We start from the raw sequence: 22,020 nt of genomic DNA, 5'->3' as shown, positions 1-22,020 counted from the left end.
ATGACCTTCCGCACTTACCGAGACCTCATCCCGACCTTCCCCGACCGTTCCGACTGGACGCTCCCGCACGTCCTGCGCCACCAGGCGGAGGAGCGCCCGGACGAGGTCTGGCTCGACGTCCCCGACGAGGGACGCCGGTTCACGTTCTCTGAGATGCTCTCCTCGGGAGAGCGGATAGCCTCCACGCTCACCGCGCACGGAGCGAGGACCGGGGACCGTGTTCTCCTGCTGGCCGGCAACTCGTCGCAGTTCGTGCGCACCTGGATAGGATCAGCCGTCGGCGGTTTCGTCGAGGTTCCGATCAACACCGCTTACGAGCACGACTTCCTCGCGCACCAGGTCCGAACAGTGGGCGCGACCCATGCGATCATCGAAGACGCATTCGCGTCGCGCTTCCCCGCGATCAGGGAGGCTGCATCGACGATCACCACCTTCTGGGTCATCGACACCGGGCGGCGTCAGGAGGCGATCGACATCCTCCGCTCCGCCGGATGGCGGGCACTGCCATGGGAGGACCTGGACGAGGACTCCACGGCACCGCACGTCCCCCTGCCCGAGGTGCGGCCGAGCGACCTGGCGTCCATCCTGTTCACCTCCGGCACGACGGGCTTGAGCAAGGGCGTCGCGATGCCGCACGCGCAGATGTACTTCTTCGCCGACGAATGCGTGTCACTGGTGCGACTGCGCTCCGATGATGCGTGGATGAGCGTCACACCGCTCTTCCACGGCAATGCCCAGTTCATGGCGGCGTATCCCACACTCGTCGCCGGGGCACGATTCGTCACGCGGCGGAGATTCTCGGCGAGCCGGTGGATCGACCAGATCCGAGAGAGCGACGTGTCCGTGACGAACTTCATCGGCGTCATGATGGACTTCATCGCGAAGCAGCCCGAGCGACCCGACGACGCGGAGAACCGGTTGCGCTGCGTCTTCGCGGCCCCGACGGCGTCCTCACTCGTCCGACCGTTGCGCGACAGGTTCGGCATCGAGGCGTTCGTGGAGGTGTTCGGCCTCACGGAGACGAGCGCCCCGATCCTCAGTCCGTATGGTGAGGACCGTCCCGCGGGTGCCGCAGGTCTCGCCGTGGACGACTGGTTCGATGTGCGACTGGTCGACCCGGTCACCGATGAACCCGTGCCCATCGGTGAGATCGGCGAACTGGTCATCCGCCCCAAGGCGCCCTTCATCAGTTCTCTGGGGTACTACAACATGCCGGACAAGACCGTCGAAGCCTGGCGGAACCTCTGGTTCCACACCGGAGACGCCCTACGACGCGACGCGGAAGGCTGGTTCTACTTCGTCGATCGATTCAAGGACGCCTTGCGACGCCGCGGGGAGAACATCTCCTCCTACGAAGTCGAAACGGTGGTGCTGACGCACCCCGCCGTGGCCGAGGCCGCCGTGATCGCCGTACCGTCCGATGCGGAGGCCGGTGAGGATGAGGTGATGGCGTACGTCGTCGCCTCCGAGGACATCACCGCCGAGGAGCTCTGGGAGCACTGCGACAACCGCATGCCGGCTTTCGCCGTGCCTCGGTACATCCGCTTCGTCGATGATCTGCCCAAGACTCCGTCTCAGCGCGTGCAGAAGGCGAAGCTGCGGGAGAACGGCATCACGCCGGACACGTTCGATCGCCTGGGGTCACGGATCCCGTAGTCCGACCTCGGCAGCGATCCGAGGCGTGCGCAGGGCGAGCCCGCTGTGCTGCGCACGTCTCTACCGGACCGCCGCGTACCGCCCCGCCAGCCGCATCCACGTCTCCACGACCGTGTCGGGGTTCAACGACATCGAGCCGATGCCCTGATCCAGCAGCCAGTCGGCGAGGTCGGGGTGGTCCGACGGACCCTGCCCGCAGATTCCGACGTACTTGCCGCGGCGCCGGCAGGCCTCGATCGCCATCGCCAGCATCCGCTTCACGGCGGGGTCGCGCTCGTCGAACGTCCCGGCGACGAGCGCCGAGTCGCGGTCGAGGCCGAGCGTGAGCTGGGTCATGTCGTTCGACCCGATCGAGAACCCGTCGAAGTGGTCGAGGAACTCATCGGCCAGCAGCGCGTTCGAGGGCACCTCGCACATCATGACGACCTCGAGTCCGTTCTCGCCGCGACGCAGGCCGTTCTCGGCGAGCAGCTCGACGACGGCGGCGCCCTCGGCGACCGTCCGCACGAAGGGGATCATGATCTTGACGTTGGTCAGGCCCATGTCGTCGCGCACCCGCCGCAGCGCCTCGCACTCCATGTCGAAGCACTCGCGGAACTCCGCCGAGATGTACCGGGACGCGCCGCGGTAGCCGATCATCGGGTTCTCCTCGTGCGGCTCGTACCGCTCGCCGCCCAGCAGGTTGGCGTACTCGTTCGACTTGAAGTCGCTCATCCGCACGATCACCGGCTCCGGGGCGAACGCGGCGGCGAGCATGCTGATGCCCTCGGCGACGCGCTGCACGAAGAACTCGCGCGGACCGGGGTAGGCGGCGATGCGGTCGGCCACCTCGCCGCGCACGTCGTCGGGCAGCTCGTCGAGCTCGAGCAGGGCGCGCGGGTGGATGCCGATCTGACGGTTGATGATGAACTCGAGGCGCGCGAGCCCCACACCACGGTTGGGCAGCCGGGAGAAGGAGAAGGCCTGGTCCGGGGTGCCGACGTTCATCATGATCTGCACGGGGATCTCCGGCATCCGATCCAGGTGCGTCTCCTCCTCCCGGAACGCGAGCAGACCCTGATAGACGATGCCGTCGTCGCCCTCGGCGCAGGAGACCGTGACGTCGAGCCCGTCGGGCAGGGAGCGGGTGGCGTCGCCCGTGCCGACCACGGCGGGGATGCCGAGCTCACGGGCGATGATGGCCGCGTGGCAGGTGCGGCCGCCGCGGTTCGTGACGATGGCGGAGGCCTTCTTCATGATGGGCTCCCAATCGGGGTCGGTCATGTCCGCGACCAGCACGTCGCCCGCGCGGAAGCCGGCCATGTCCTCGACGCCGCCGAGCACCTTCACGGCCCCCGATCCGATCTTCTGCCCGATCGCCCGCCCGGTGGCGAGCACGTCGCTGCGCTCGGTGAGCACGAAGCGGCGCATGACGCTCGCATCCGTGCGCGAGACCACCGTCTCCGGACGCGCCTGAAGGATGTACAGCGCGCCGTCGACGCCGTCGCGCGCCCACTCGATGTCCATGGGCCGCCCGTAGTGCCGTTCGATGGCGACGGCGTGCCTGGCGAGCTCCTCGACCTCCCGGTCGGTGATGCTCAGCAGCCGGCGCTGCTCGGCGGGGACGTCCTCGAAGACCGTGGTCCCGCCCACGCGGGTGCTGTCGGTGTAGCGCATGGCGATGGCCTTCTCGCCGACGGAGCGCTTGAGGATGGCGGGGCGGGAGGCGGCGAGCGCAGGCTTGTAGACGTAGAACTCGTCGGGGTTGACGGCGCCCTGCACGACCGCCTCGCCGAGCCCGTACGAGCTCGTGATGAAGACGGCGTCCTGGAAGCCGGACTCGGTGTCGACGGTGAACATCACGCCGGACGCGCCGATGTCCGAGCGCACCATGCGCTGCACGCCGACGGACAGGGCGACCTCGTGGTGGTCGAACCCGTTGTGCACCCGGTACGCGATCGCACGGTCGTTGTAGAGCGAGGAGAAGACCCGTCTGACGGCCTGCAGGATGTTCTCGATGCCGGAGATGTTGAGGAACGTCTCCTGCTGCCCCGCGAAGGACGCGTCGGGGAGGTCCTCGGCGGTCGCCGAGGACCTCACGGCCCAGGAGACGGCGTCCGGCGTCTGCTCGCCGGCGACGAGCCGGGCGTACGCGTCGCGGATGTCGCGCTCGATGTCGGCGGGCAGCGGCTGCCGTTCGATCCACTCGCGCACGGTCGCCCCGACCTGCGCGAGGGCGGTCACGTCGTCGACGTCGATCGCCTCGACGGCGGTGCGGATGCGGGTGTCGAGGCCGTCCGCGGTGAGGAAGGCGCGGTAGGCGTCGGCCGTGGTCGCGAATCCGCCGGGGACGCGCACGCCGAGGTCGGAGAGGTTCGAGACCATCTCGCCGAGGGAGGCGTTCTTGCCGCCGACCTGGGGGAGGTCGGCCATTCCCACTTCGTCGAACCAGAGGATGTTGGTCATGACTCTTGCTGCTTTCATTCGGGTCAGGCACGCAGCTTCATGGTCTGCATGATGACGGCGGACATCTCCTCGACGCTCTTGGTCGCGGAGTTCAGGAAGGGGACGCGGTTGCGTCGGTAGAGGTCCTCGGCGCGACGCAGCTCGATCGTGCATTGCTCGAGGCTGGAGTAGCGCGATCCGGGTCGGCGTTCGTGGCGCACCTGGCTCAGGCGCAGTGGGGTCGTGGTGAGGCCGAAGCAGCGCCCCGCGTAGGCGCGGATGGCTCGCGGCAGGCCCTCGGTGGGGAAGTCGTCGTCGGTGAGGGGGTAGTTCGCCACCCGCAGCCCGTGCTGGAGGGCGAGGTACATCGTCGTCGGGGTCTTCCCGCAGCGTGACGGCGCGATGATGAGCACGTCGGCCTGGTCGAGGGCCCGCGCGCTCTGCCCGTCGTCGTGCTCGATCGCGTACTCGACGGCGCGCATGCGCGCGAAGTAGCGGTCGGTGTCGCCGAGCCCGTGGTAGTTGCCGAGCTGCTCGGACGCCGTCACGCCGAGCGCGTCCTCGAGCTCGGTGAGGTGGCCGGCGAGCAGGTCGATGACGGTGGAGCGGGAGGTGCTGAGGATGCCGCGCAGCGACGCGTTCTTGACGGTGACGAACAGCAGCGGGTCGAGGCCGGCCTCCGCGTCGGCGTCGATGCCGGCGACGACGGAGCGCGCCTCGGCCTCGGAGGCGACGAAGGGGATCGTGCGGGTGAGGAAGCGGATGCCGGGGAAGTTCGCCAGCAGTGCGCTGCCGAGCGTCTCCGCGGTGACTCCGGTGCCGTCCGACACGAAGTACGCAGCGCGGGGGACGGGTGGGGTCGGCGAGCTCACTCTCTCACCGTAAGGAAGGAACCGGACTGCTTATGTTCAAATCAGAATGAAAGAACCATAACTCTTATCAATCACGTATATCTCGCACGGAGTGCCGTCGGCACCGCACGACTTGGATAGACTGACCGAGGTCCTCTGTCCGCATTGGCAGGGACAATCGGCCGTGAGCTTGGCCGCTCGTCATCACCCGACCAGCGCCAGGAGAGTCATGCCCGTACGTCACGAACGGCTCATCGCCGCATCCGCCCTGATCCTCGCCGCATCCGTCCTCGCCGGATGCTCCTCCGCGGCCGACGCCGCACCGAAGAGCACCCAGCCGAAGGACGCCGCGCCCACTGCCGCCGCATATCCGCTCACGATCGACAACTGCGGCACCTCCGTCACCTTCGACAGCGCCCCCGAACGCGTCCTCGCCATCAAGTCGACATCGATCGAGATGATGCTCGCCCTCGGCCTGCAGGACCGGATGATCGGCACGGCGTTCCCCGACGGCGAGTACGCGGAGGAGTGGTCCGAGCGCGGCGACGGCATCCCGCTGATCTCCGACAAGCTGCCCGGCCAGGAGGCCACCCTCGATCTCGAACCCGACCTCGTCTACGCCGGATGGGAGTCGAACGTCACCGCCGAGGGCGCCGGCGACCGCGAGACCCTCGCCTCGCTGGGAGTCGGCACCTACGTATCGCCGTCGGCCTGCCAGGAGCCGGAGTACCAGCCGAACCCGCTCACCTTCGACGACGTGTTCGCCGACATCGAGGAGATCGGGCGCATCTTCGACGTCCGGGGCCGCGCTGACGATCTCGTCTCCTCGCTGCGCGCCCGGCTCGACGCCGTCGTGCCCGACGACCGCGGCCTGTCGGCCCTGTGGTTCAGCTCGGGCAGCGACACCCCGTTCGTGGGAGCCGGCATCGGCGCGCCGCAGATGATGATGGATGCCGCGGGCCTCACGAACATCGCCGCGGACATCCCCGAGACCTGGTCGAGCCTGAGCTGGGAGGCCGTCGTGGACAGGGATCCCGACGTCATCGTGCTCGTCGACTCGGCATGGGGCTCCACCGAGAAGAAGATCGGCGTGCTGGAGTCCAACCCGGCCACCGCGCAGTTGTCGGCCGTACGCGACGCGCGCTACCTCGTGGTGCCGTTCCCCGCCGCCGAGGCGGGGGTCCGCAACGTGGAGGCCGTCGAATCGCTCACGGCGCAGCTCGCGGAGCTCGACCTGCCATGACGGCCACCGTCGAGCGCCCCGAGCGCATCGCCCGGATGCCGCGGCCGCCCGCACCGCGGCGACGGGGGTCCGCGGGGCGCACGGCGGTGTGGGCGACGGGGCTGCTGATCGTGCTGGCCGGCTCGATCGTCGTCGCCGTGGCGATGGGCCCGGCAGAGATCACCCCGTGGGACGCCTGGCGCAGCATCCTCGCCCGCGCCGGCGTCGGCGAATCGCCGCTGAGTCCGCTGCGCGACGGGATCGTGTGGGAGCTGCGGATGCCGCGCGTGCTGACGGCCGCAGCCGTGGGCGCCGGGCTCGCGCTGTGCGGCGGGATCATGCAGGCGGTGCTGCGCAACCCGCTGGCCGACCCGTACCTGCTCGGTCTGTCGTCGGGGGCGTCACTGGGCGCGGTGGTCGTGATCGTGCTGGGGGCCGCGCTGGCGCTTCCCGTCGCGGCTTTCGCCGGGGCGGCCGTCGCGCTGCTGGCCACCCTCCTGCTGGCCGGGGCCGACGGCCGGGTCACGGCCTCGCGCACGATCCTCGCCGGCATCGCGGTGTCGGCGGTGCTGGGCGCCCTCACCAGTCTCGTCATCTTCTGGAGCGCCACGGGGGACAGCTACCGGGAGATCCTCGGCTGGCTGCTGGGGTCGCTGGCCGGGGTGACCTGGCCGACGGCATCCGTCGCCCTCGTCGCCATCGTGCTCGTCGGCGGGCCGCTGCTGGCCAGCGCCGGAGCGCTGGACGCCTTCGCGTTCGGCGACCGCGCGGCGGCGTCCCTGGGCGTGTCCGTCGCGCGCACCCGCTGGGTGCTGCTGGGCGGCACGGCTCTGCTCACCGGCGCCCTCGTCGCCGTGAGCGGCTCCATCGGCTTCGTGGGTCTCGTCGTCCCGCATGCCGTCCGGCTCGTGGTGGGCGCACGACACCGGATGCTGCTGCCGCTGTCGGCGCTGGGCGGCGCCATCTTCCTGGTCTGGGCCGACACCCTCGCCCGCACCCTGTTCGATCCCAAGGAACTGCCGGTGGGCGTGGTGACCGCCCTCATCGGCGCGCCGCTGTTCGGCGCACTGCTGCTGCGCGCGCGGAGGATCTCATGACCGCACCGGTTCTGGACGCGCAGGGCCTGACGCTCTCGCGTGGCGGCGCGAGGATCCTCGATGGCGTCGACTGCACGGTCGAGGCGGGCTCGCTGACGGCGCTGGTCGGGCCGAACGGCGCCGGCAAGTCCACCCTGCTGCATCTCATCGCGGGCGCCGAGCAGCCGTCATCCGGTGTCGTGCGGCTGGACGGCCAGGACGTCGCCGGACTGAGACGGCGGGCGCGCGCGCGCCGCACGGCGCTCGTGGAGCAGCAGGCCGAGACCGATCTGGACCTGTCGGTCTTCGACGTCGTGATGCTGGGCAGGACGCCCCACACCCCTCTGCTGGGCGTGCCGGGCCCCGCCGACGAGCTCATCGCGCTCGACGCGCTGCACACGGTCGGCGCCGACGCGCTGGTGGACCGCCGTTTCCACGAGCTCTCCGGCGGCGAGCGCCAGCGGGTGCTGCTCGCCCGCGCGCTGGCGCAGCAGCCGCAGGTGCTGCTGATCGACGAGCCGACCAATCACCTCGACATCGAGGCGCAGCTGGCGACCCTGGCGGCGCTGCGCGCGCTGGCCGATTCGGGCATCGCCGTGCTGGCCGCGCTGCACGATCTGACCCTCGCCGCGCGCTTCGCCGATCGGGTGGTCATGCTCGACCACGGTCGGCTCGTCGCAACGGGCCTGCCGCTGGAGGTGCTCACGCCCGGGCGGCTGAGGGAGGTCTACCGCGTGCGGGCGGACATCGTGCCGCATCCGGTCGACGGCACCCCTCTGATCGTGTTCGCGCCGGCGGGCACGGGACAGGACCGCGCGACGGTGTTCTCGGTAGACTCGGCCGGGTGAGCACCTCCGAGATCCCCGCTTCCCTTGCCGATCTGCTCGAGCGCCCGGTGTACGGCGTGCTCGCCACGATCGGACGCGACGACACCGCCCAGGCGAGCCCCATGTGGTTCGAGCACATCGACGACACGATCCGCTTCACGCACACGAGCACGCGTGCGAAATACCGGAACCTGATGCGCAATCCGTCGATGAGCCTCGTCGTCTACGACCCGGACAACCCGTACCGCTACATCGAGGTGCGCGGGAGCCTGCGCGAGGCGACGCCCGACCCGACCGGCGCGTTCTACCAGCACCTGGCCCGCCGCTACGGGCAGACCGACCCGGCGGCGCCCGCCGACGCCGCCGATCGCGTGATCCTCGTCATGTCGATCGACAGGGTCATCGGGAAGTAGCCCGCGGCGGGCGCCGACCGCCTGTCAGACCAGCGCGGGGATGACCTCGCGCTGGAACAGCTCGATCCCGGAAGTGTCGTACGCGGCCTCCGGGAAGTAGTGGATCGCATAGCCGAGGCCGCGCGAGGCCATGCCCTGCAGCCGCTCGACGATCTGCTCCGGGGTGCCCACGCCGTAGGCCTTCTCGCCACGGTAGTTCCGCATGACCTCCGCCGTGCGGTCGCCGAGGTGCGGCGCGAGCCGCGCCTCGATGGCGGCGAGCCGGTCCTGCACCTCCGCCTCGGTGGCGCCCACGACGGTGTTGAAGTTCGTGGAGCGCACGATGGCGTCGAAGTCGGTGCCGACGGTGCGGGTGTGCTCGCGGAGGACGTCGCTCTTCACGCTGAACTCCTCCGGGTCGCCCCCGGCGAAGTTCGTGTATCGGGCGTACCGGGCGGCGATCCGCAGAGTGACCTTCTCCCCGCCCCCGGCGATCCACAGCGGGATGCCGTCCTGCTGCAGCGGCTGCGGGCGGACGATCGCTCCATCGACCCGGTAGTGCCGGCCGTCCAGGCTCGCCGATCCGGTGGTCCAGGCCTGGCGCATGATCTGCACGCCCTCGTCGAGGCGGCGCAACCGCTCCCCCACGGTCGGGAAGCCGTAGCCGTACGCCCGCCACTCATGCTCGTACCAGCCGCCGCCGATGCCCATCTCGGTGCGACCGCCGGAGACGATGTCGACGGTCGCCGCGACCTTCGCCAGGTATGCCGGGTTGCGATATCCGATGCAGGTGCACATCTGCCCGAGCCGGATGCGGGAGGTGGACGCCGCGAACGCCGACATGAGGGTCCATGCCTCGTGGGTGGCCTCCTGGCTCGCGACCGGCGTGGTGTGGAAGTGGTCGTAGACCCACAGCGACTCCCATGGGCCCTCGTCGGCCGTGCGGGCGAGGTCCCGCATGGTCTGCCACTGGTCGGCGGGGTCGATGCCCACCAGGTCGAATCGCCAGCCTTGGGGAATGAAGATACCGAAGCGCATGCGCGGCAGTCTATCGACGACAGCACCCCGATAGGCTCGGGGCACCGCGATCCCAGAGCACATCACCTTTCAGCGAGCACCGGCGCCGACGCGGGGCGACCGGGGCGGACAGGAGTTCCATGAGCAGCGGAGACGAGACGAGAAGGCGCCTCGGCCGTGTCGGTCTGTGGCGCAGCGGGGCGTTTCTCACCCCCGAGACGGCCGCGACGGCGGAACGGCTCGGCTACGGCACGATCTGGATCGGCGGATCGCCTGCGGCGGACCTGCAGCTCGCGGGGACGCTGCTCGATGCGACCGAGCACATCACCGTCGCCACGGGGATCGTCAACATCTGGACCGCACCCGCTCAGGAGGTCGCCGCATCCTTCCACCGCCTCGAGAAGGCCCACCCCGGTCGGTTCCTGCTGGGGATCGGCATCGGCCACCGGGAGAACCAGGGCGAGGTCTACCGGCACCCGTTCGCGGCCCTGACCCGCTACCTCGACGTGCTCGACGCCGCCGGTGTGCCGAGAGGACGCCGGGTCGTCTCCGCCCTCGGGCCGCGCACGCTGCGCCTCGCCGCGGAGCGCGCGGCGGGCAGCCATCCGTACATGACCACTCCGGCGCACACCCGGTTCGCCCGCGAGATGGTGGGGCCGGATGCCGTGCTCGCCGTCGAGCAGCGCCTCGTGCCGATCGAGGACGAACAGGCCGCGAGGGAGTCCGCGCGGGGCTTCCTGTCGAGGTACCTGAGCCTGACCAACTACCGCCGCACACTCGAGGCGCACGGCTTCGCGGCATCCGATCTGGACGGCGCGGCGACGGATGCCGCCGTCGACGCTCTCGCCCCGCACGGGTCGCCCGTGCTCCTCGCCGATGCCGTGCGGGCGCACCTCGACGCGGGCGCCGATCACGTCTGCGTGCAATTCCTCCCGGCCCGCGAGGACCCGGAGCAGCCTCTGGAACGGCTCGCCGAAGCCCTGCAGCTCGACGCCGTGTGAACCGGGTGCGTGTGCGGGCCGCGATCGCACCCGCACACCACCGGTCACAGGGCGCGCAGGCGCGGGGCGAGGTCGCGTTCGAACAGCGTCATGAAACGCTCCTGGTCGTGGCCCGGGGCGTGGAAGACGAGGTGGTTGAAACCCCAGTCGACGTAGTCCTTCACCTGCGCGACGACCGCATCGGGGTCGGTGCCGACGATCCATCGCTTCGCGACCTGCTCGATGGGCAGTGCATCCGCCGCCCGCTCCATCTCGACCGGGTCGGTGATGTCGTGCTTCTGCTCCTTCGACAGGGACAGCGGCGCCCAGAACCGCGTGTTCTCCAGAGCGGCCTGCTCGGTCTCCTCGTAGGAGATCTTGATCTCGATCATCCGGTCGATCTGCGCGAAGTCCCGGCCCGCGGCGGCGGCGCCCTCCTGCACGGCGGGCACGAGCTTGTCGACATACAGCTCGCGGCCCTTCCCGGAGGTGCAGATGAACCCGTCACCGGCCCGCCCGGCGTACTTCGCGACCAGCGGGCCGCCGGCGGCGATGTAGATCGGCACGCCGCCGGCCGGCACGTCGTAGATCGACGCGTCGTGCGTGGAGTAGTACTCGCCGTCGAAGGACGTGCGCTCCCCCGTCCACAGCGCGCGCATCAACCGGATCGACTCCCGCAGGCGCGCGTAGCGCTCCCGGAACTCGGGCCAGGTCTGCTCGCCCGCGCCCTGGAACCCGGTGGCGATCTCGTTGAGCGCCTCCCCCGTGCCGACACCCAGGAAGATGCGGTCGGGGCTCAGGCAGGCCAGCGTCGCGAACGCCTGGGCGATCACGGCCGGGTTGTAGCGGAACGTCGGCGTCAACACGCTCGTGCCGATCCGGATGCGCTCCGTGCGCGCGCCCACCGCAGCGGCCCAGGCGATCGAGAACGGCGCGTGCCCGCCCGTGTACCGCCACGGCTGGAAGTGGTCGCTGACGGCGACGGACTCGAATCCGTGACGCTCCGCCGCCACGGCGATGTCGACCAGCTCCTTCGGCCCGAACTGCTCGGCGGACGCCTTGTACCCCAGTGTGATCATCAATGCCTCTCCTCTCCCGCGGCCCTCCCGGCCGCGAATCCTGCTTCGTAGCCCTCCCGGTGCGCCTCATCGGCACCGAGTCGGAACATGTCGTGCTCCGGCGCGCGGATGATGGCCGCCGCACCCGGCAGGTCCAGCGCGCCCACGAATCGGCCCATCCCGCGGACGACCGCGACCGGGCATCCGCTGACCTTGCCCTTGACGAGATCCCCCGCCGCGGCCAGTTCATCGGCGATGCACGGCTGAGTGACCACGAGCGGGCGCCCGGTGGTGTCCATCCGCCCGAGCAGGTCCTCGAACACGTGCACGCCGCCCGCGCCGATGGCGACATCGGTCTGCCCATTGCGCCACGGCCTGCCGAGCGTGTCGCTGATGACGACGCCCACCTCGGCGCCCGTCGTCTCGCGCAGTCCCGCGGCGATCCGGCGCGCGGACGCGTCGGGGTCCAGCGGCAGCAGGAGCACCGTGCCCTCCGCGGTGTTCGAGGCATCCACCCCCGCCGCAGCGCCCACGATCCCCAGCCGGTTCTGCACGATGCGGGTCACACCGCCGTCCTGACGCGGCCGGGTGGCGACCACGCGCACGGTCTCGGCGGTGATCGCGTCCTCCCGGTCCGCGGCGGCGATGACGCGGCCCTCCGCCTTGGACACGATCTTCGAGGTCACGACGAGGATGTCGCCGTCCCGCAGCGGCTGCGCCGTGCGCGTCACCGCCTCGGCGATCAGCGCGGTCAGGTCGTCGCCGGGGCGCACCTCCGGCATCCCCGTCAGCGCCCATGCGCTGAGCATCTCGCTCACAGTCCCTCCTCCACCGCGGGCAGGAGGTCCTGCGCGCAGCGCTCGATCCACTGCTCCTGATTGCGTCCGACGTTGTGCAGGTGAACACTGTCGAAGCCGAGGTCCAGCAGCGATCGGATGCGGTCGACGTGCACGCCGATGTCCGCGGAAACCGGGATGCGCGACCGGATGTCGTCAGGGCCCACCCGTGCGGCCAGCTGCGCGACGTCGAAGGGCGAGCGGATGTCGCCGCGCGGGAAGCGCAGCCCCGCCATCGGCCAGTCGCGCAGGGCGTTCTCCATCGCCTCCCCGTCGGTGCGCGCCCAGGACACCTGGGCGTGCACGGTCGCCCGGCCCCGGCCCCGGCCCTGACCGCGGTGCTCCGCCGCGCCCTCGCGGAACGCCCGCAGCAGCGCGGCCAGCCGCTCCGGCGGGCCGGCCATCACCGCTATGCCCTGACCGGTGCGACCCGCCCGACGGGCCGTGGCGGGTCCGCCCGCCCACACCTGCACCTCGGGACTGCCGCGGCTCCACAGCCGCGAGCTCTCCAACCGGAAATGATCACCGCTGTGGCGCACGTCGCTGCCGCGCGCCGCCGAGGAGAACAGCCGTCGGATCACGTCCCCCGCCTCGAACAGCCGCTCGGCGCGCTCTCGCGGCTCCGGCCAGTAGCCGCCCACGACATGCTCGTCGATCGCGTCGCCCGCCGACAGCAGCAGCCGATGCCGCCCGGGATGCAGGGCGGCGAGGGTCGCGGAGGCCTGCGCGACCACCGCCGGGTGCATCCGGTAGCCGGGCACGGCGGACACCGTGATCTCGCCGCCCGTCGCCTGGCCGATCGCCCCTGCCACCACCCAGACGAAGGAGGCGTTGCCCTGCGAAGGCAGCCACGGCTGGAATCGATCGGAGACGACCGCGCCCGCGAACCCTGCGGCGTCCGCGAGCGCGGCGATGCGCACAGCCTCGGCGGGGTCGAACTGCTCGAGCGCGACGACGTGGTGGATCCTCGATGATCGACTCATTCCGCGCTCCGCTTCCTCGCTGCCCCCAGTGGCCCCAGCCGGTCCGACTACCATCCAACAGGTTCCGCGGCGACAGTCCAAACCGAGCCGGTCACGGCCGGCCCGAATGGCCGGACATCTCCTTCTCGCGGCTCCGACAGACTGCGCATGGCGGTCGACGGCGATCAGGGCGCGGCAGATCGCCGGTTGGTCGCCCGTCTCGGATCAGCAAGTTCTGAGTGCCGCCGATTCAGAGACCCGAGACTGCGCCGACGTGCACGGCGAGGAAGGCGTCGACGGCGTCACGGAGGCGCGTGCCGCAGTCCTCGATCACGGGGGCGTCCAGGAGCGCCCCCGAGATGCTCACGGTATGGATGTCGCCCTCGACGGCGACCGCCGAGCCGACGCAGCCGAAGCCGAGGTGGTACTCCTCACGCTCAACGCTGTAGCGGCGGTCACGGATCCGGGCGAGTTCGGCGCGGAGTTCTTCGAGCTCGGTCAGCGTGTGCACCGTGCATGCCTCGAGCTCCTTCAGATCCTCGAGCACGGCCGGTGCCGCGAGGGCCAGGGCGGCTTTGCCCCCTGCTGTGGCGTGCAGAGGCATACGTGTGCCGACCGCCGAGTAGCGGACGGTCGGTGCCACCGGCTCCACCTTGTCGACCACGGTGATCATGCCATCGCGCAACATCCCGATATGGGCCGTGGCGTGGAAGTCGTGCACCAACGGCGCCACGAACTGCCGCAGTGAGGGAACGATGTCGATGGCCGCCACGGCCGCGTGCCCGAGCTCCACCAGGCGCGTGCCGAGCACGTACTCCGACTCGCCCTGCGGGCGACGTACCATGCCGTGGCGCTCGAGCACCCGCAGGGCCCGCAGCACCGTGGTGGAGTTCGCCCCCAACCGCTCGCTGAGTTCGCCCAGCCGGATGCGAGGGTGCGCGGCGAGGATCGACAACACGGCCAAGGCCCGATCCACACTGCCGAGCTCGTACCGCCCGTTGGCCGTCCGCTCGCTCATGCCCTCGCCCTCTGCCTTGTCCGTCAACGGTACTACAGAGTAGTATTCACTATGCGCAATAAAATTGCGCTATATGAAATTTTCACGCACCGATCATCGATGCCGGAAGGATGCTGCAGCGTGGCACAGGCGAAGCCATTGAGCGTAAGTGAACTCGAGGAGACCGCGGTCGCCATCCGTCGCTCCATCGTCTCGATGTTGGAGAAGGCGGGCAGCGGCCACAGCGCCGGCCCGCTGGGCATGGCCGATCTGCTGACCGCGCTGTACTTCAACATCCTCAAGCACGACCCGCAGAACCCGAGCTGGGAGGGGCGCGACGTCTTCTACCTCAGCAACGGCCACACCGCGCCCGTGCTGTACGCCGCGATGGCGCACTCCGGCTACTTCCCGGTCGAAGAGCTGGCCACACTGCGCAAGTACGGCTCGCGCTTGCAGGGTCACCCCGAGCGCAGCGCGCTGCCCGGACTCGAAAGCACGAGCGGTCCGCTCGGCAGCGGACTGTCGCAGGCGGCCGGCTACGCCCACGCCCTGCAGCACATCGACAAGGACTTCACCCGCTTCGTCTACGTGATGATGGGCGACGGCGAACTCGACGAGGGCAACATCTGGGAAGCAGCGATGTACGCCGGCAAGTACAAGCTGCGCCAGCTGATCGGCTTCGTCGACCGCAACTACATCCAGATCGACGGCTCCACCGAGGACGTCATGCCGCTGGAGGACCTGCGCGGCAAGTTCGAGTCGTTCGGCTGGCACGTCCTCGAGATCGATGGCCACAACATGCAGGCGATCATCGACGCCGTCGGCACGGCGAAGGCCGTCGGCAGCAGACCGACCGTGATCATCGCCCACACCGTGCCCGGCAAGGGCGTGGGCTTCATGGAATACGACCACCGCTGGCACGGCAAGGCGCCCGATGCCGCGCAGGCCGCAGAAGCACTCGCAGGACTCCCCCGCGCCGCTGGAAAGGCACAGAACGCATGAGCTACCCGCTGAACCCCGACCTGCACTCCGACGACGTGCAGCGCGAACCCATCCGCGCCGGATTCGGCCGCGGCCTGCTTGAGGCCGGCAAGCGCGATGAGAGCGTTGTCGCGCTCTGCGCCGACCTCACCGAGAGCACGCAGATGAGCCTGTTCCAGGAGGAGTTCCCGGAGCGCTTCATCGAGGTCGGCATCGCCGAGCAGAACCTCGTCACGGTCGCCGCCGGCATGGCGCACGCCGGGAAGATCCCGTTCACCAGCAGCTACGCGGCCTTCAGCCCCGGCCGCAACTGGGAGCAGATCAAGACCACCGCCGCGTTGAACGATCTGCCCGTCAAGGTCATCGGCTCGCACGCCGGCCTCAACGTCGGCCCGGACGGTGCGACGCACCAGATGCTCGAAGACATCGCCATCATGCGCGTCATGCCCAACATGGTGGTCATCGCCCCCGGCGACAGCATCGAGGCCGAGAAGGCCACGCTCGCGATCGCGCAGAACGGCGCACCCGCATACCTGCGCCTCGCCCGCGACAGGACTCCGATCTTCAGCACCACGGACGCCCCCTTCGAGATCGGCCGTGCCTATCTGTTGCGCGAGGGAGCGGACGTCACTCTCGCCGGCACCGGCACGATGACCTACGAGCTGCTCATCGCCGCAGAGATCCTCGCGGCGCAGGACGTGGATGCCGAAGTGCTGCACGTACCGACGGTCAAGCCGCTCGACGAGGAGACGATCCTCGCCAGTGTCCGCAGGACCGGCCGCATCGTCACCGCCGAGGAAGCGCAACGCGCGGGAGGCTTCGGCAGCGCCGTGGCCGAGCTTCTCGGCGAGAAGCTGCCGCGTCCGGTGCGCCGCCTCGGCGTCGACGACCGGTACGGCGAGACGGGAACACCGATCGAGCTGCTCGACGCCTTCGGCCTGACCGGGCGGCACCTCGCAGCCACGATCGCGGAGTTCATCGCCGGACTCGACGCCGGCTCTGACCGCTGAGCAGAACGACGAGTCTCTTCATCGACGCTCCGAAGCGCGTCGACGGCGGTCTCGGTGGATCACGATTCAGCCGCGCTTGATCAGCGCGGCCAGCGCCTGCCCACCCCCGATGCACATCGTGACGATCCCGTAGTCGCCGCCGGTGCGCTGCAGCGTGAGCGCCGCCCGCACGGTGAGGATGGCGCCGGTGGCGCCGACCGGATGCCCCAGGGCGATCGCCCCACCGTAGGGGTTGACGCGGGCGGGGTCGAGCTCGGTGTCGCGGATGACCGCCAGCGCCTGCGAGGCGAAGGCCTCGTTGAGCTCGATCGTCGACACGTCGGCGGGAGTCAGTCCGGTCTGCGCGAACAGCTTCCGCAGCGCCAGGGTCGGGGCGTAGCCCATGATCTCCGGATCCAGCGCCGCCGTCGTGACGGCCTCGATGGTCGCCAGCACCGGCGCGCCCTCGGCACGGGCATCCGCCTCGCGCATGAGCACGGTCGCGGCGCCTCCGTCGTTGATGCCCGACGCGTTGCCCGCGGTGACCGTGCCGCCCTCGACGAACGCGGCGCGCAGGCCTGCGAGGCCCTCCCGCGTCGTATCGGGACGCGGATGCTCGTCGCGGGTCACCTCGACGGGCCGGCGGCCGGATGTGGTGACGGGGACGATCTCCTCCGCGAACGCCGCCTGCGCGGCATCCGTCGCAGCACGGCGCTGCGACTCGAGGGCGAAGTCGTCCTGATCCTCGCGCGTGACGGAGAACCGGGACGCGACGTTCTCGGCCGTCGTGCCCATGTGCCTGCTCGTGAAGGGGTCCGTGAGCATCGCGACCGTGCCGTCCACGAGCTTCCGGTCGCCCAGGCGGTCGTTGAACCGGGCATCGAAGTCGTAGAACGGCATCCGGGTCATGTTCTCGGCACCGCCGGCGACGGCGACATCGATCCCACCCCACAGCAGTTCCTGCGCCGCCGACCAGATCGCCTGCAGCCCCGACCCGCACAGCCTGTTGACGGTGAACGCCGGGGTGTTCACATCGAGCCCGGCCCCCAGCGCCACGCGGCGCGAGATGTACGCGTCCCCGGCGACCTGGCCGATCGTGCCGATGACGACCTCGCCGACCCGCGAGCCGTCGATCCCGGAGCGGCGGAGCGCCTCCACGACCGCCGCCGCACCCAACTCGTGCGCCGGGGTGTCCCGGAACGCGCCGCCGAATCGTCCGACCGGGGTGCGCGCCCCCGCGACGATCGCGACCTTCTCCCGTGCCGTCGATGATGCAGTCATCACTCCGCCGCCTCCTCTGCCCGCTCCTGCACGTCGATCGCTGCCGTGTCCGGCACATAGCCGGGGACGTGCCGCTCGTCGACCCCGTCGTACGCGGACAGGGGCCGGATGAGCGCATTGGACGCCGCCTGCTCCATGACGTGCGCGGTCCAGCCGGTCACCCGCGCGGCGATGAACAGCGGCGTGAAGATCTCGGTCTCGAAGCCCAGCAGGCTGTATGCCGGACCGGACGGATAGTCGAGGTTCGGGTAGATGCCCTTGCGGGTGACGAACTCGTGCTCGAGCGTGTCGTACAGCTCGGCCAGGTCCGTCCGGCCGTACTCGGCGATCAGCCGGTCCAGGGCCGCCTTCATGGTCGGCACCCGGGAGTCGCCGCGCTTGTAGACCCGGTGCCCGAAGCCCATGATCTTGCGCTTGGCGGCGAGGGCCTCGTCCAGCCACGGCACGACGCGGTCCGCCGAGCCGATCTCGTCGAAGATGTGCATGACGGCCTCGTTGGCGCCACCGTGCAGCGGCCCCTTGAGCGCACCGATGGCGCCCACCACCGCGGAGTACAGATCCGAGGTCGTCGACGCGATCACGCGCGCGGTGAACGTGGAGGCGTTGAAGGAGTGCTCCGCGTACAGCACCATCGAGATGCGGAACACGTCGACGGCCGCCGCCGAGGGCAGCTCGCCGAACGTCATCCAGAGGAAGTTCTCGGAGTAGTCCAGGTCGTCGCGCGGCGCGATGGGCTCCAGGCCCCTCCTGCGCCGCTGCACGGCGGCGATGATCGTGGGCAGCTGTGCGAACAGGTACAGCGCACGGCCTTGGTCGAGCACGGGGTCCGTCCAGCCGCCCGGCCGGTGAAGGGTCGGGTCGAAGGTGCCCAGCTGGCTCACGGCCGTGCGCACCACATCCATCGGATGCGCCTCCACCGGGATCAGCTCCAGCAGCGCGACCGTTCGCTCGTCGAGCGGGCGCAGCTCCCGCTCGCGCTTCTGCAGGTCGGCCAGCTGATCGGCATCCGGCAGCTCGCCGTTCCACAGCAGGTGCGCGACCGCCTCGAAGGGCTGGGTCGCGGCCAGCTCCTGGACCGGGTAGCCGCGGTAGAGCAGGCTGTTCGTCTCGGGGTTGACCTTGCTGATGGCGGTGACGTCGGCGATGACGCCGGCAAGGCCCTTCTTGATGTCGTCGGTCATGCTGTGCTCCTTTGCGACTGCGCTGGACTCGTCCTCGGCCCGCTCGAGGTCCGGGGAGGGCCCGCCTATTTCGTGATGGTGAAGGTGAAGATCCCGGAGTCGAAGTGGTTGTACGACTCGTAGTCGATGAGGTCGTACAGGTCGGCGCGGTGCTGCATCTCGCCGAGCCTCGAGGTCAGATGCCCCTCGTCGATCAGCGTATCCAGCGCACGGTCCGCCGCGCCCATGGCGAGGCGCAGCAGCGACACCGGCCAGATCACGATGTTCACGCCCACGTCGCGCAGCTGGTCCACCGAGAACAGGTCGCTCTTGCCGAATTCGGTCATGTTGGCGAGGATCGGCACGTCCACGGCATCCCGCATCGCGGCGAACTCCTCGAGCGAGCGCATCGCCTCCGGGAAGATCGCGTCGGCTCCGGCGTCCACGAGCGCCTTCGCCCTGTCCGTCGCGGCAGCCAGGCCGTCCACGGCGGCGATGTCGGTGCGCGCCATGATGAGGAAGTTCTCATCACGGCGGGCGTCGACGGCGGCGCGAATGCGCTTGACGGCGGTGTCGGTGTCGACCACCGTCTTGCCGTCGAGGTGCCCGCAGCGCTTCGGGTTGACCTGGTCCTCGATGTGGGTGCCGGCGATCCCGGCGTCCTCCAGGGTCTGGATGGTGCGGGCGACGTTCATGGGCTCGCCGAATCCGGTGTCCGCGTCGATGATGGCGGGCAGGTCCGTCATCCGGGCGATCTGGGCGCCACGACCGGCGACCTCGGTGAGCGTCGTGAGACCGATGTCGGGAAGCCCGAGGTCTGCGGAGAGCACGGCGCCCGAGATGTAGACGCCCTCGAAGCCCTTCTGCTGGATGAGCCGCGCCGACAGCGGGTTGAACGCCCCCGGGAAGCGCAGCAGCTCGCCGGTCCCGAGCCGCTCGCGCAGCAGGCGGCGCTTCTCGGGGGCGGGGGTTTGTGAGTACAGCATCAGAAGAGTCCCTTCGGGGCCTCGGGGGCGGATGCCAGGACACCCGGCTTCGCGATGATGGACAGCTCGGCCACCTCGGCGGCGGTCAGCTCGGGCAGGCGCTGCACGAGCGCCAGGAACCGCTCGATCTCGGCCGGCTCCAGCACGGGTTCGGCGAGGATGCGGAACTTGCGGATGTACTGCTCTCGACCGAACGGGCGGGCCCCCAGCGGGTGCGCGTCGGCGACGGCGATCTCCTCGACGACCTGCGAGCCGTCGACGAGGGTGATCTCCACACGGCCGCCGAAGGCCTTCTCGGCCGGATCCGTGGAGTGGTACCGGCGCGTCCACTCCGGATCCTCCGCCGTGGTGACCTTGTGCCACAGGGCGACCGTGTCCTCGCGCTGCGCGCGCTCGGGAAGGTAGGAGTCGACGTGATCCCACGTGCCGTCCTGCAGGGCGACGGCGAAGATGTACGGCACCGAGTGATCCAGCGTCTCACGGGAGGCGGTCGGGTCGTACTTCTGCGGGTCGTTGGCCCCCGAGCCGATCACGTAGTGCGTGTGGTGGCTGGTGTGCAGCACGATCGAGGCGATGTTGGCGGGATCGCGCAGCTCGGGCCGTGCGGTGCCCAGACGCCGGGCGAGATCGATGATGGCCTGCGCCTGGTACTCGGCGGAGTGCTCCTTGGTGTAGGTGTCCAGGATGCCGCGCTTGGGCTCGCCGGCGGCGGGCAGCGGCACGTCGTAGGAGGCGTCGGGGCCGTCCAGCATCCAGGCGATCACGCCGTCCTCGCCCTCATAGATGGGCGACGGGCTGGTCTGACCGCGCATGGCTCGATCGACGGCCTCGACGGCCATCTTCCCGGCGAAGGCCGGGGCGTGGGCCTTCCATGTGGAGATCTCGCCCTTGCGGCTCTGCCGGGTGGCGGTGGTGGTGTGCAGCGCCTGACCGATGGCCTGGTAGATGGTCTCGGCGGGGAGATCCAGCATGGTGCCGATGCCCGCCGCGGCGGACGGGCCGAGGTGGGCGACATGGTCGATCTTGTGGGCGTGCAGCGAGATGGCGCGCACGAGGTCGACCTGGATCTCGTAGCCGGTGGCGATGCCGCGCACGAGCGCGCGCCCGTCGCAGCCCGCGTGCTGGGCGACGGCGAGGATCGGCGGGATGTTGTCGCCGGGGTGCGAGTACTCGGCGGCCAGGAAGGTGTCGTGGTAGTCGAGCTCGCGCACGGCGACGCCGTTGGCCCACGCGGCCCACTCGGGGCTGGTGCGCTCGTCGAGCTTCGCGCCGAAGATCGTCGCGCCCCTGCCGCCGGTGGAGACGGGATGGCTGAACGCCTGCGCTCGGGCCGCGACGATCGGGCCGCGGGTCAGGGATGCCGCTGCGACCGACGCGTTGTCGATGATGCGGTTGATGATCATCGCGGTGACCTCGGGGTCGACCTCGACGGGGTCGACGGCGACCTGCGCGATCTTCCAGGCCAGCTGCTCCTCGCGGGGCAGATCCTCTTCGGAGCGGTGGACGCGGACGTGATGGGTGACGGTCATGGGGTTCCTTCGCTGTCGAGGGTGCGCTGCTGTTGCAGGGAATCGAGGATGCCGGTGAGGGCGTTGTGCAGGTGGACGTGCGTGGCGTGCGCGGCGAGCTCCGCGTCGCCGGATGCCAGGGCACGGGCGATCTGCAGATGCTCGGATGCCGAGGCGGCCAGCCGCTCCGGCTTGTCGCGCGCCATGCGCCGCACGCGGACGAGGTGGGTGCGCACGGGGCGCAGCGCGGACGTCAGATAGTCGTTGCCGTGCGACGCGTCGACCTCGGCGTCGAGCCTCGCGATGAGCGCATAGTACGCGTCACGGCCCTCATCGCCGTCGAGGTCGACGTGCGAGAACTCCGCGGCGAGCGCGGTGAAGGCGCCTCGATCGCCGCGCTGGGCGGCCAGCCGGGCCGCGGTCTCCTCCAGCGCACGGCGGATCTCGAACAGCGACCGGATGTCGTCGGCGTCCAGTCCTGCGACGACAGTGACCCTCGGGGACTGCTGCACAGCCAGACCATCGGCGACGAGCCGGCGCAGCGCCTCCCGCAGCGGCGTGCGACTCACGCCGAGCCGTTCGGCCTGCGAGGCCTCGGCCAGCACGGCGCCGGAGGGCAACGCGCCGGACTGGATCTCCTCCAGCAGCGTCAGATACGCCTTCTCACTCGCGCGCATGTCGCTAGTGTATACATAAACCCCCATCGAATGGCAATATCCTCCCCACCGAGCACTACTGCGTATACATCCTGTACACCCGTGCGACCCGGCTCCGCTCGCGGCCGTGTTCGTCACGCGACGTCACATCCCGTCGTCGT

The 22,020-nt window shown here is 70.1% G+C and carries 20 protein-coding genes; 8 read left to right on the top strand and 12 right to left on the bottom strand.

What is annotated here, in order from left to right:
* Positions 1-1,656 (top strand): AMP-binding protein, encoded by a 1,656-nt coding sequence (locus ABD770_RS07785; protein ID WP_344818965.1) that lies wholly within the window; start codon positions 1-3, stop codon positions 1,654-1,656.
* Positions 1,657-1,716: 60 nt separating this feature from the next.
* Here ABD770_RS07785 and ppsA read toward each other — a convergent pair whose 3' ends face one another.
* Positions 1,717-4,101: a phosphoenolpyruvate synthase gene (gene ppsA / locus ABD770_RS07780; RefSeq protein ID WP_344818964.1), complete on the bottom strand. Its 2,385-nt coding sequence runs from the start codon at positions 4,099-4,101 to the stop codon at positions 1,717-1,719.
* A gap of 23 nt (positions 4,102-4,124) precedes the next feature.
* On the bottom strand, positions 4,125-4,952 hold the full coding sequence (locus ABD770_RS07775; RefSeq protein ID WP_344818963.1) for a pyruvate, water dikinase regulatory protein: 828 nt from the start codon (positions 4,950-4,952) through the stop codon (positions 4,125-4,127).
* A gap of 208 nt (positions 4,953-5,160) precedes the next feature.
* Here ABD770_RS07775 and ABD770_RS07770 point away from each other — a divergent pair, with 208 nt between their 5' ends.
* From ABD770_RS07770 to ABD770_RS07755, 4 genes are read left to right on the top strand one after another with little or no spacing between them, the layout of a single operon-like run.
* Positions 5,161-6,174 carry a putative F420-0 ABC transporter substrate-binding protein gene (locus ABD770_RS07770; protein ID WP_344818962.1) on the top strand — a complete coding sequence of 338 codons (1,014 nt, stop codon included), beginning with the start codon at positions 5,161-5,163 and terminating at the stop codon, positions 6,172-6,174.
* Positions 6,171-7,250 (top strand): putative F420-0 ABC transporter permease subunit, encoded by a 1,080-nt coding sequence (locus ABD770_RS07765; RefSeq protein WP_344818961.1) that lies wholly within the window; start codon positions 6,171-6,173, stop codon positions 7,248-7,250. The genes ABD770_RS07770 and ABD770_RS07765 overlap by 4 nt, the downstream gene beginning before the upstream one ends.
* Positions 7,247-8,077 (top strand): ABC transporter ATP-binding protein, encoded by an 831-nt coding sequence (locus ABD770_RS07760; RefSeq protein ID WP_344818959.1) that lies wholly within the window; start codon positions 7,247-7,249, stop codon positions 8,075-8,077. The genes ABD770_RS07765 and ABD770_RS07760 overlap by 4 nt, the downstream gene beginning before the upstream one ends.
* On the top strand, positions 8,074-8,469 hold the full coding sequence (locus ABD770_RS07755) for a PPOX class F420-dependent oxidoreductase (RefSeq protein ID WP_344818958.1): 396 nt from the start codon (positions 8,074-8,076) through the stop codon (positions 8,467-8,469). The genes ABD770_RS07760 and ABD770_RS07755 overlap by 4 nt, the downstream gene beginning before the upstream one ends.
* Positions 8,470-8,493: 24 nt before the next feature.
* Here ABD770_RS07755 and ABD770_RS07750 read toward each other — a convergent pair whose 3' ends face one another.
* Complete coding sequence (locus ABD770_RS07750) at positions 8,494-9,486, bottom strand: LLM class F420-dependent oxidoreductase (protein ID WP_344818957.1); 993 nt, start codon at positions 9,484-9,486, stop codon at positions 8,494-8,496.
* 119 nt (positions 9,487-9,605) lie between these two features.
* On the opposite strand from ABD770_RS07750, the gene ABD770_RS07745 reads away from it, so the two are divergent.
* Complete coding sequence (locus ABD770_RS07745; protein ID WP_344818956.1) at positions 9,606-10,466, top strand: TIGR03620 family F420-dependent LLM class oxidoreductase; 861 nt, start codon at positions 9,606-9,608, stop codon at positions 10,464-10,466.
* A 44-nt stretch (positions 10,467-10,510) separates the two neighbouring features.
* Here the strand turns inward: ABD770_RS07745 and fgd are convergent, their stop codons facing one another.
* The 4 genes from fgd to ABD770_RS07725 all read right to left on the bottom strand — a co-directional run bounded on the left by fgd (position 10,511) and on the right by ABD770_RS07725 (position 14,346).
* Positions 10,511-11,524, bottom strand: coding sequence for a glucose-6-phosphate dehydrogenase (coenzyme-F420) (gene fgd / locus ABD770_RS07740; protein WP_344819887.1), 1,014 nt, complete (start codon positions 11,522-11,524; stop codon positions 10,511-10,513).
* Positions 11,524-12,312 (bottom strand): coenzyme F420-0:L-glutamate ligase, encoded by a 789-nt coding sequence (locus tag ABD770_RS07735; RefSeq protein ID WP_344819886.1) that lies wholly within the window; start codon positions 12,310-12,312, stop codon positions 11,524-11,526. Before ABD770_RS07735 ends, fgd begins: the two co-directional genes overlap by 1 nt.
* 5 nt (positions 12,313-12,317) lie before the next feature.
* Complete coding sequence (locus tag ABD770_RS07730; RefSeq protein WP_344818955.1) at positions 12,318-13,322, bottom strand: TIGR03557 family F420-dependent LLM class oxidoreductase; 1,005 nt, start codon at positions 13,320-13,322, stop codon at positions 12,318-12,320.
* A 229-nt stretch (positions 13,323-13,551) separates the two neighbouring features.
* A complete protein-coding gene (locus ABD770_RS07725; RefSeq protein WP_344818954.1) occupies positions 13,552-14,346 on the bottom strand; it encodes an IclR family transcriptional regulator in 795 nt (264 codons plus the stop codon).
* A gap of 24 nt (positions 14,347-14,370) precedes the next feature.
* On the opposite strand from ABD770_RS07725, the gene ABD770_RS07720 reads away from it, so the two are divergent.
* Positions 14,371-15,300 carry a transketolase gene (locus tag ABD770_RS07720; RefSeq protein WP_344818953.1) on the top strand — a complete coding sequence of 310 codons (930 nt, stop codon included), beginning with the start codon at positions 14,371-14,373 and terminating at the stop codon, positions 15,298-15,300.
* Positions 15,297-16,289, top strand: a complete 993-nt coding sequence (locus ABD770_RS07715; protein WP_344818952.1) for a transketolase family protein — start codon at positions 15,297-15,299, stop codon at positions 16,287-16,289. The genes ABD770_RS07720 and ABD770_RS07715 overlap by 4 nt, the downstream gene beginning before the upstream one ends.
* A gap of 66 nt (positions 16,290-16,355) precedes the next feature.
* Here ABD770_RS07715 and ABD770_RS07710 read toward each other — a convergent pair whose 3' ends face one another.
* The 5 genes from ABD770_RS07710 to ABD770_RS07690 form a co-directional block, all read right to left on the bottom strand.
* Positions 16,356-17,549, bottom strand: a complete 1,194-nt coding sequence (locus ABD770_RS07710) for a thiolase family protein (RefSeq protein WP_344818951.1) — start codon at positions 17,547-17,549, stop codon at positions 16,356-16,358.
* On the bottom strand, positions 17,549-18,730 hold the full coding sequence (locus tag ABD770_RS07705; RefSeq protein ID WP_344818950.1) for a bifunctional 2-methylcitrate synthase/citrate synthase: 1,182 nt from the start codon (positions 18,728-18,730) through the stop codon (positions 17,549-17,551). The genes ABD770_RS07710 and ABD770_RS07705 overlap by 1 nt, the downstream gene beginning before the upstream one ends.
* A 65-nt stretch (positions 18,731-18,795) precedes the next feature.
* Positions 18,796-19,695, bottom strand: coding sequence for a methylisocitrate lyase (prpB, locus tag ABD770_RS07700; protein ID WP_344818949.1), 900 nt, complete (start codon positions 19,693-19,695; stop codon positions 18,796-18,798).
* Entirely contained in the window at positions 19,695-21,224 is a 1,530-nt protein-coding gene (locus ABD770_RS07695) for an MmgE/PrpD family protein (RefSeq protein ID WP_344818948.1), read from the bottom strand. Before ABD770_RS07695 ends, prpB begins: the two co-directional genes overlap by 1 nt.
* On the bottom strand, positions 21,221-21,880 hold the full coding sequence (locus ABD770_RS07690; RefSeq protein ID WP_344818947.1) for a GntR family transcriptional regulator: 660 nt from the start codon (positions 21,878-21,880) through the stop codon (positions 21,221-21,223). Before ABD770_RS07690 ends, ABD770_RS07695 begins: the two co-directional genes overlap by 4 nt.
* Positions 21,881-22,020 lie beyond the last annotated feature (140 nt).

It is taken from the genome of Microbacterium soli (assembly GCF_039539005.1).
GTDB classification, from domain to species: Bacteria; Actinomycetota; Actinomycetes; order Actinomycetales; family Microbacteriaceae; genus Microbacterium; species Microbacterium soli.
The sequence above is the reverse complement of the archived record's forward strand: the minus strand, read 5'-3'. Positions and strand labels throughout refer to the sequence as shown.

Excerpts from the sequence above, each read along its gene's own strand:
- ABD770_RS07785 (WP_344818965.1), top strand. The coding sequence starts at position 1 with ATGACCTTCCGCACTTACCGAGACCTCATCCCGACCTTCCCCGACCGT.
- ppsA (WP_344818964.1), bottom strand. The coding sequence starts at position 4,101 with ATGACCAACATCCTCTGGTTCGACGAAGTGGGAATGGCCGACCTCCCC.
- ABD770_RS07770 (WP_344818962.1), top strand. The coding sequence starts at position 5,161 with ATGCCCGTACGTCACGAACGGCTCATCGCCGCATCCGCCCTGATCCTC.
- ABD770_RS07765 (WP_344818961.1), top strand. The coding sequence starts at position 6,171 with ATGACGGCCACCGTCGAGCGCCCCGAGCGCATCGCCCGGATGCCGCGG.
- ABD770_RS07760 (WP_344818959.1), top strand. The coding sequence starts at position 7,247 with ATGACCGCACCGGTTCTGGACGCGCAGGGCCTGACGCTCTCGCGTGGC.
- ABD770_RS07750 (WP_344818957.1), bottom strand. The coding sequence starts at position 9,486 with ATGCGCTTCGGTATCTTCATTCCCCAAGGCTGGCGATTCGACCTGGTG.
- ABD770_RS07745 (WP_344818956.1), top strand. The coding sequence starts at position 9,606 with ATGAGCAGCGGAGACGAGACGAGAAGGCGCCTCGGCCGTGTCGGTCTG.
- fgd (WP_344819887.1), bottom strand. The coding sequence starts at position 11,524 with ATGATCACACTGGGGTACAAGGCGTCCGCCGAGCAGTTCGGGCCGAAG.
- ABD770_RS07735 (WP_344819886.1), bottom strand. The coding sequence starts at position 12,312 with ATGCTCAGCGCATGGGCGCTGACGGGGATGCCGGAGGTGCGCCCCGGC.
- ABD770_RS07730 (WP_344818955.1), bottom strand. The coding sequence starts at position 13,322 with ATGAGTCGATCATCGAGGATCCACCACGTCGTCGCGCTCGAGCAGTTC.
- ABD770_RS07720 (WP_344818953.1), top strand. The coding sequence starts at position 14,371 with ATGCGCAATAAAATTGCGCTATATGAAATTTTCACGCACCGATCATCG.
- ABD770_RS07715 (WP_344818952.1), top strand. The coding sequence starts at position 15,297 with ATGAGCTACCCGCTGAACCCCGACCTGCACTCCGACGACGTGCAGCGC.
- ABD770_RS07710 (WP_344818951.1), bottom strand. The coding sequence starts at position 17,549 with ATGACTGCATCATCGACGGCACGGGAGAAGGTCGCGATCGTCGCGGGG.
- ABD770_RS07705 (WP_344818950.1), bottom strand. The coding sequence starts at position 18,730 with ATGACCGACGACATCAAGAAGGGCCTTGCCGGCGTCATCGCCGACGTC.
- prpB (WP_344818949.1), bottom strand. The coding sequence starts at position 19,695 with ATGCTGTACTCACAAACCCCCGCCCCCGAGAAGCGCCGCCTGCTGCGC.
- ABD770_RS07695 (WP_344818948.1), bottom strand. The coding sequence starts at position 21,224 with ATGACCGTCACCCATCACGTCCGCGTCCACCGCTCCGAAGAGGATCTG.
- ABD770_RS07690 (WP_344818947.1), bottom strand. The coding sequence starts at position 21,880 with ATGCGCGCGAGTGAGAAGGCGTATCTGACGCTGCTGGAGGAGATCCAG.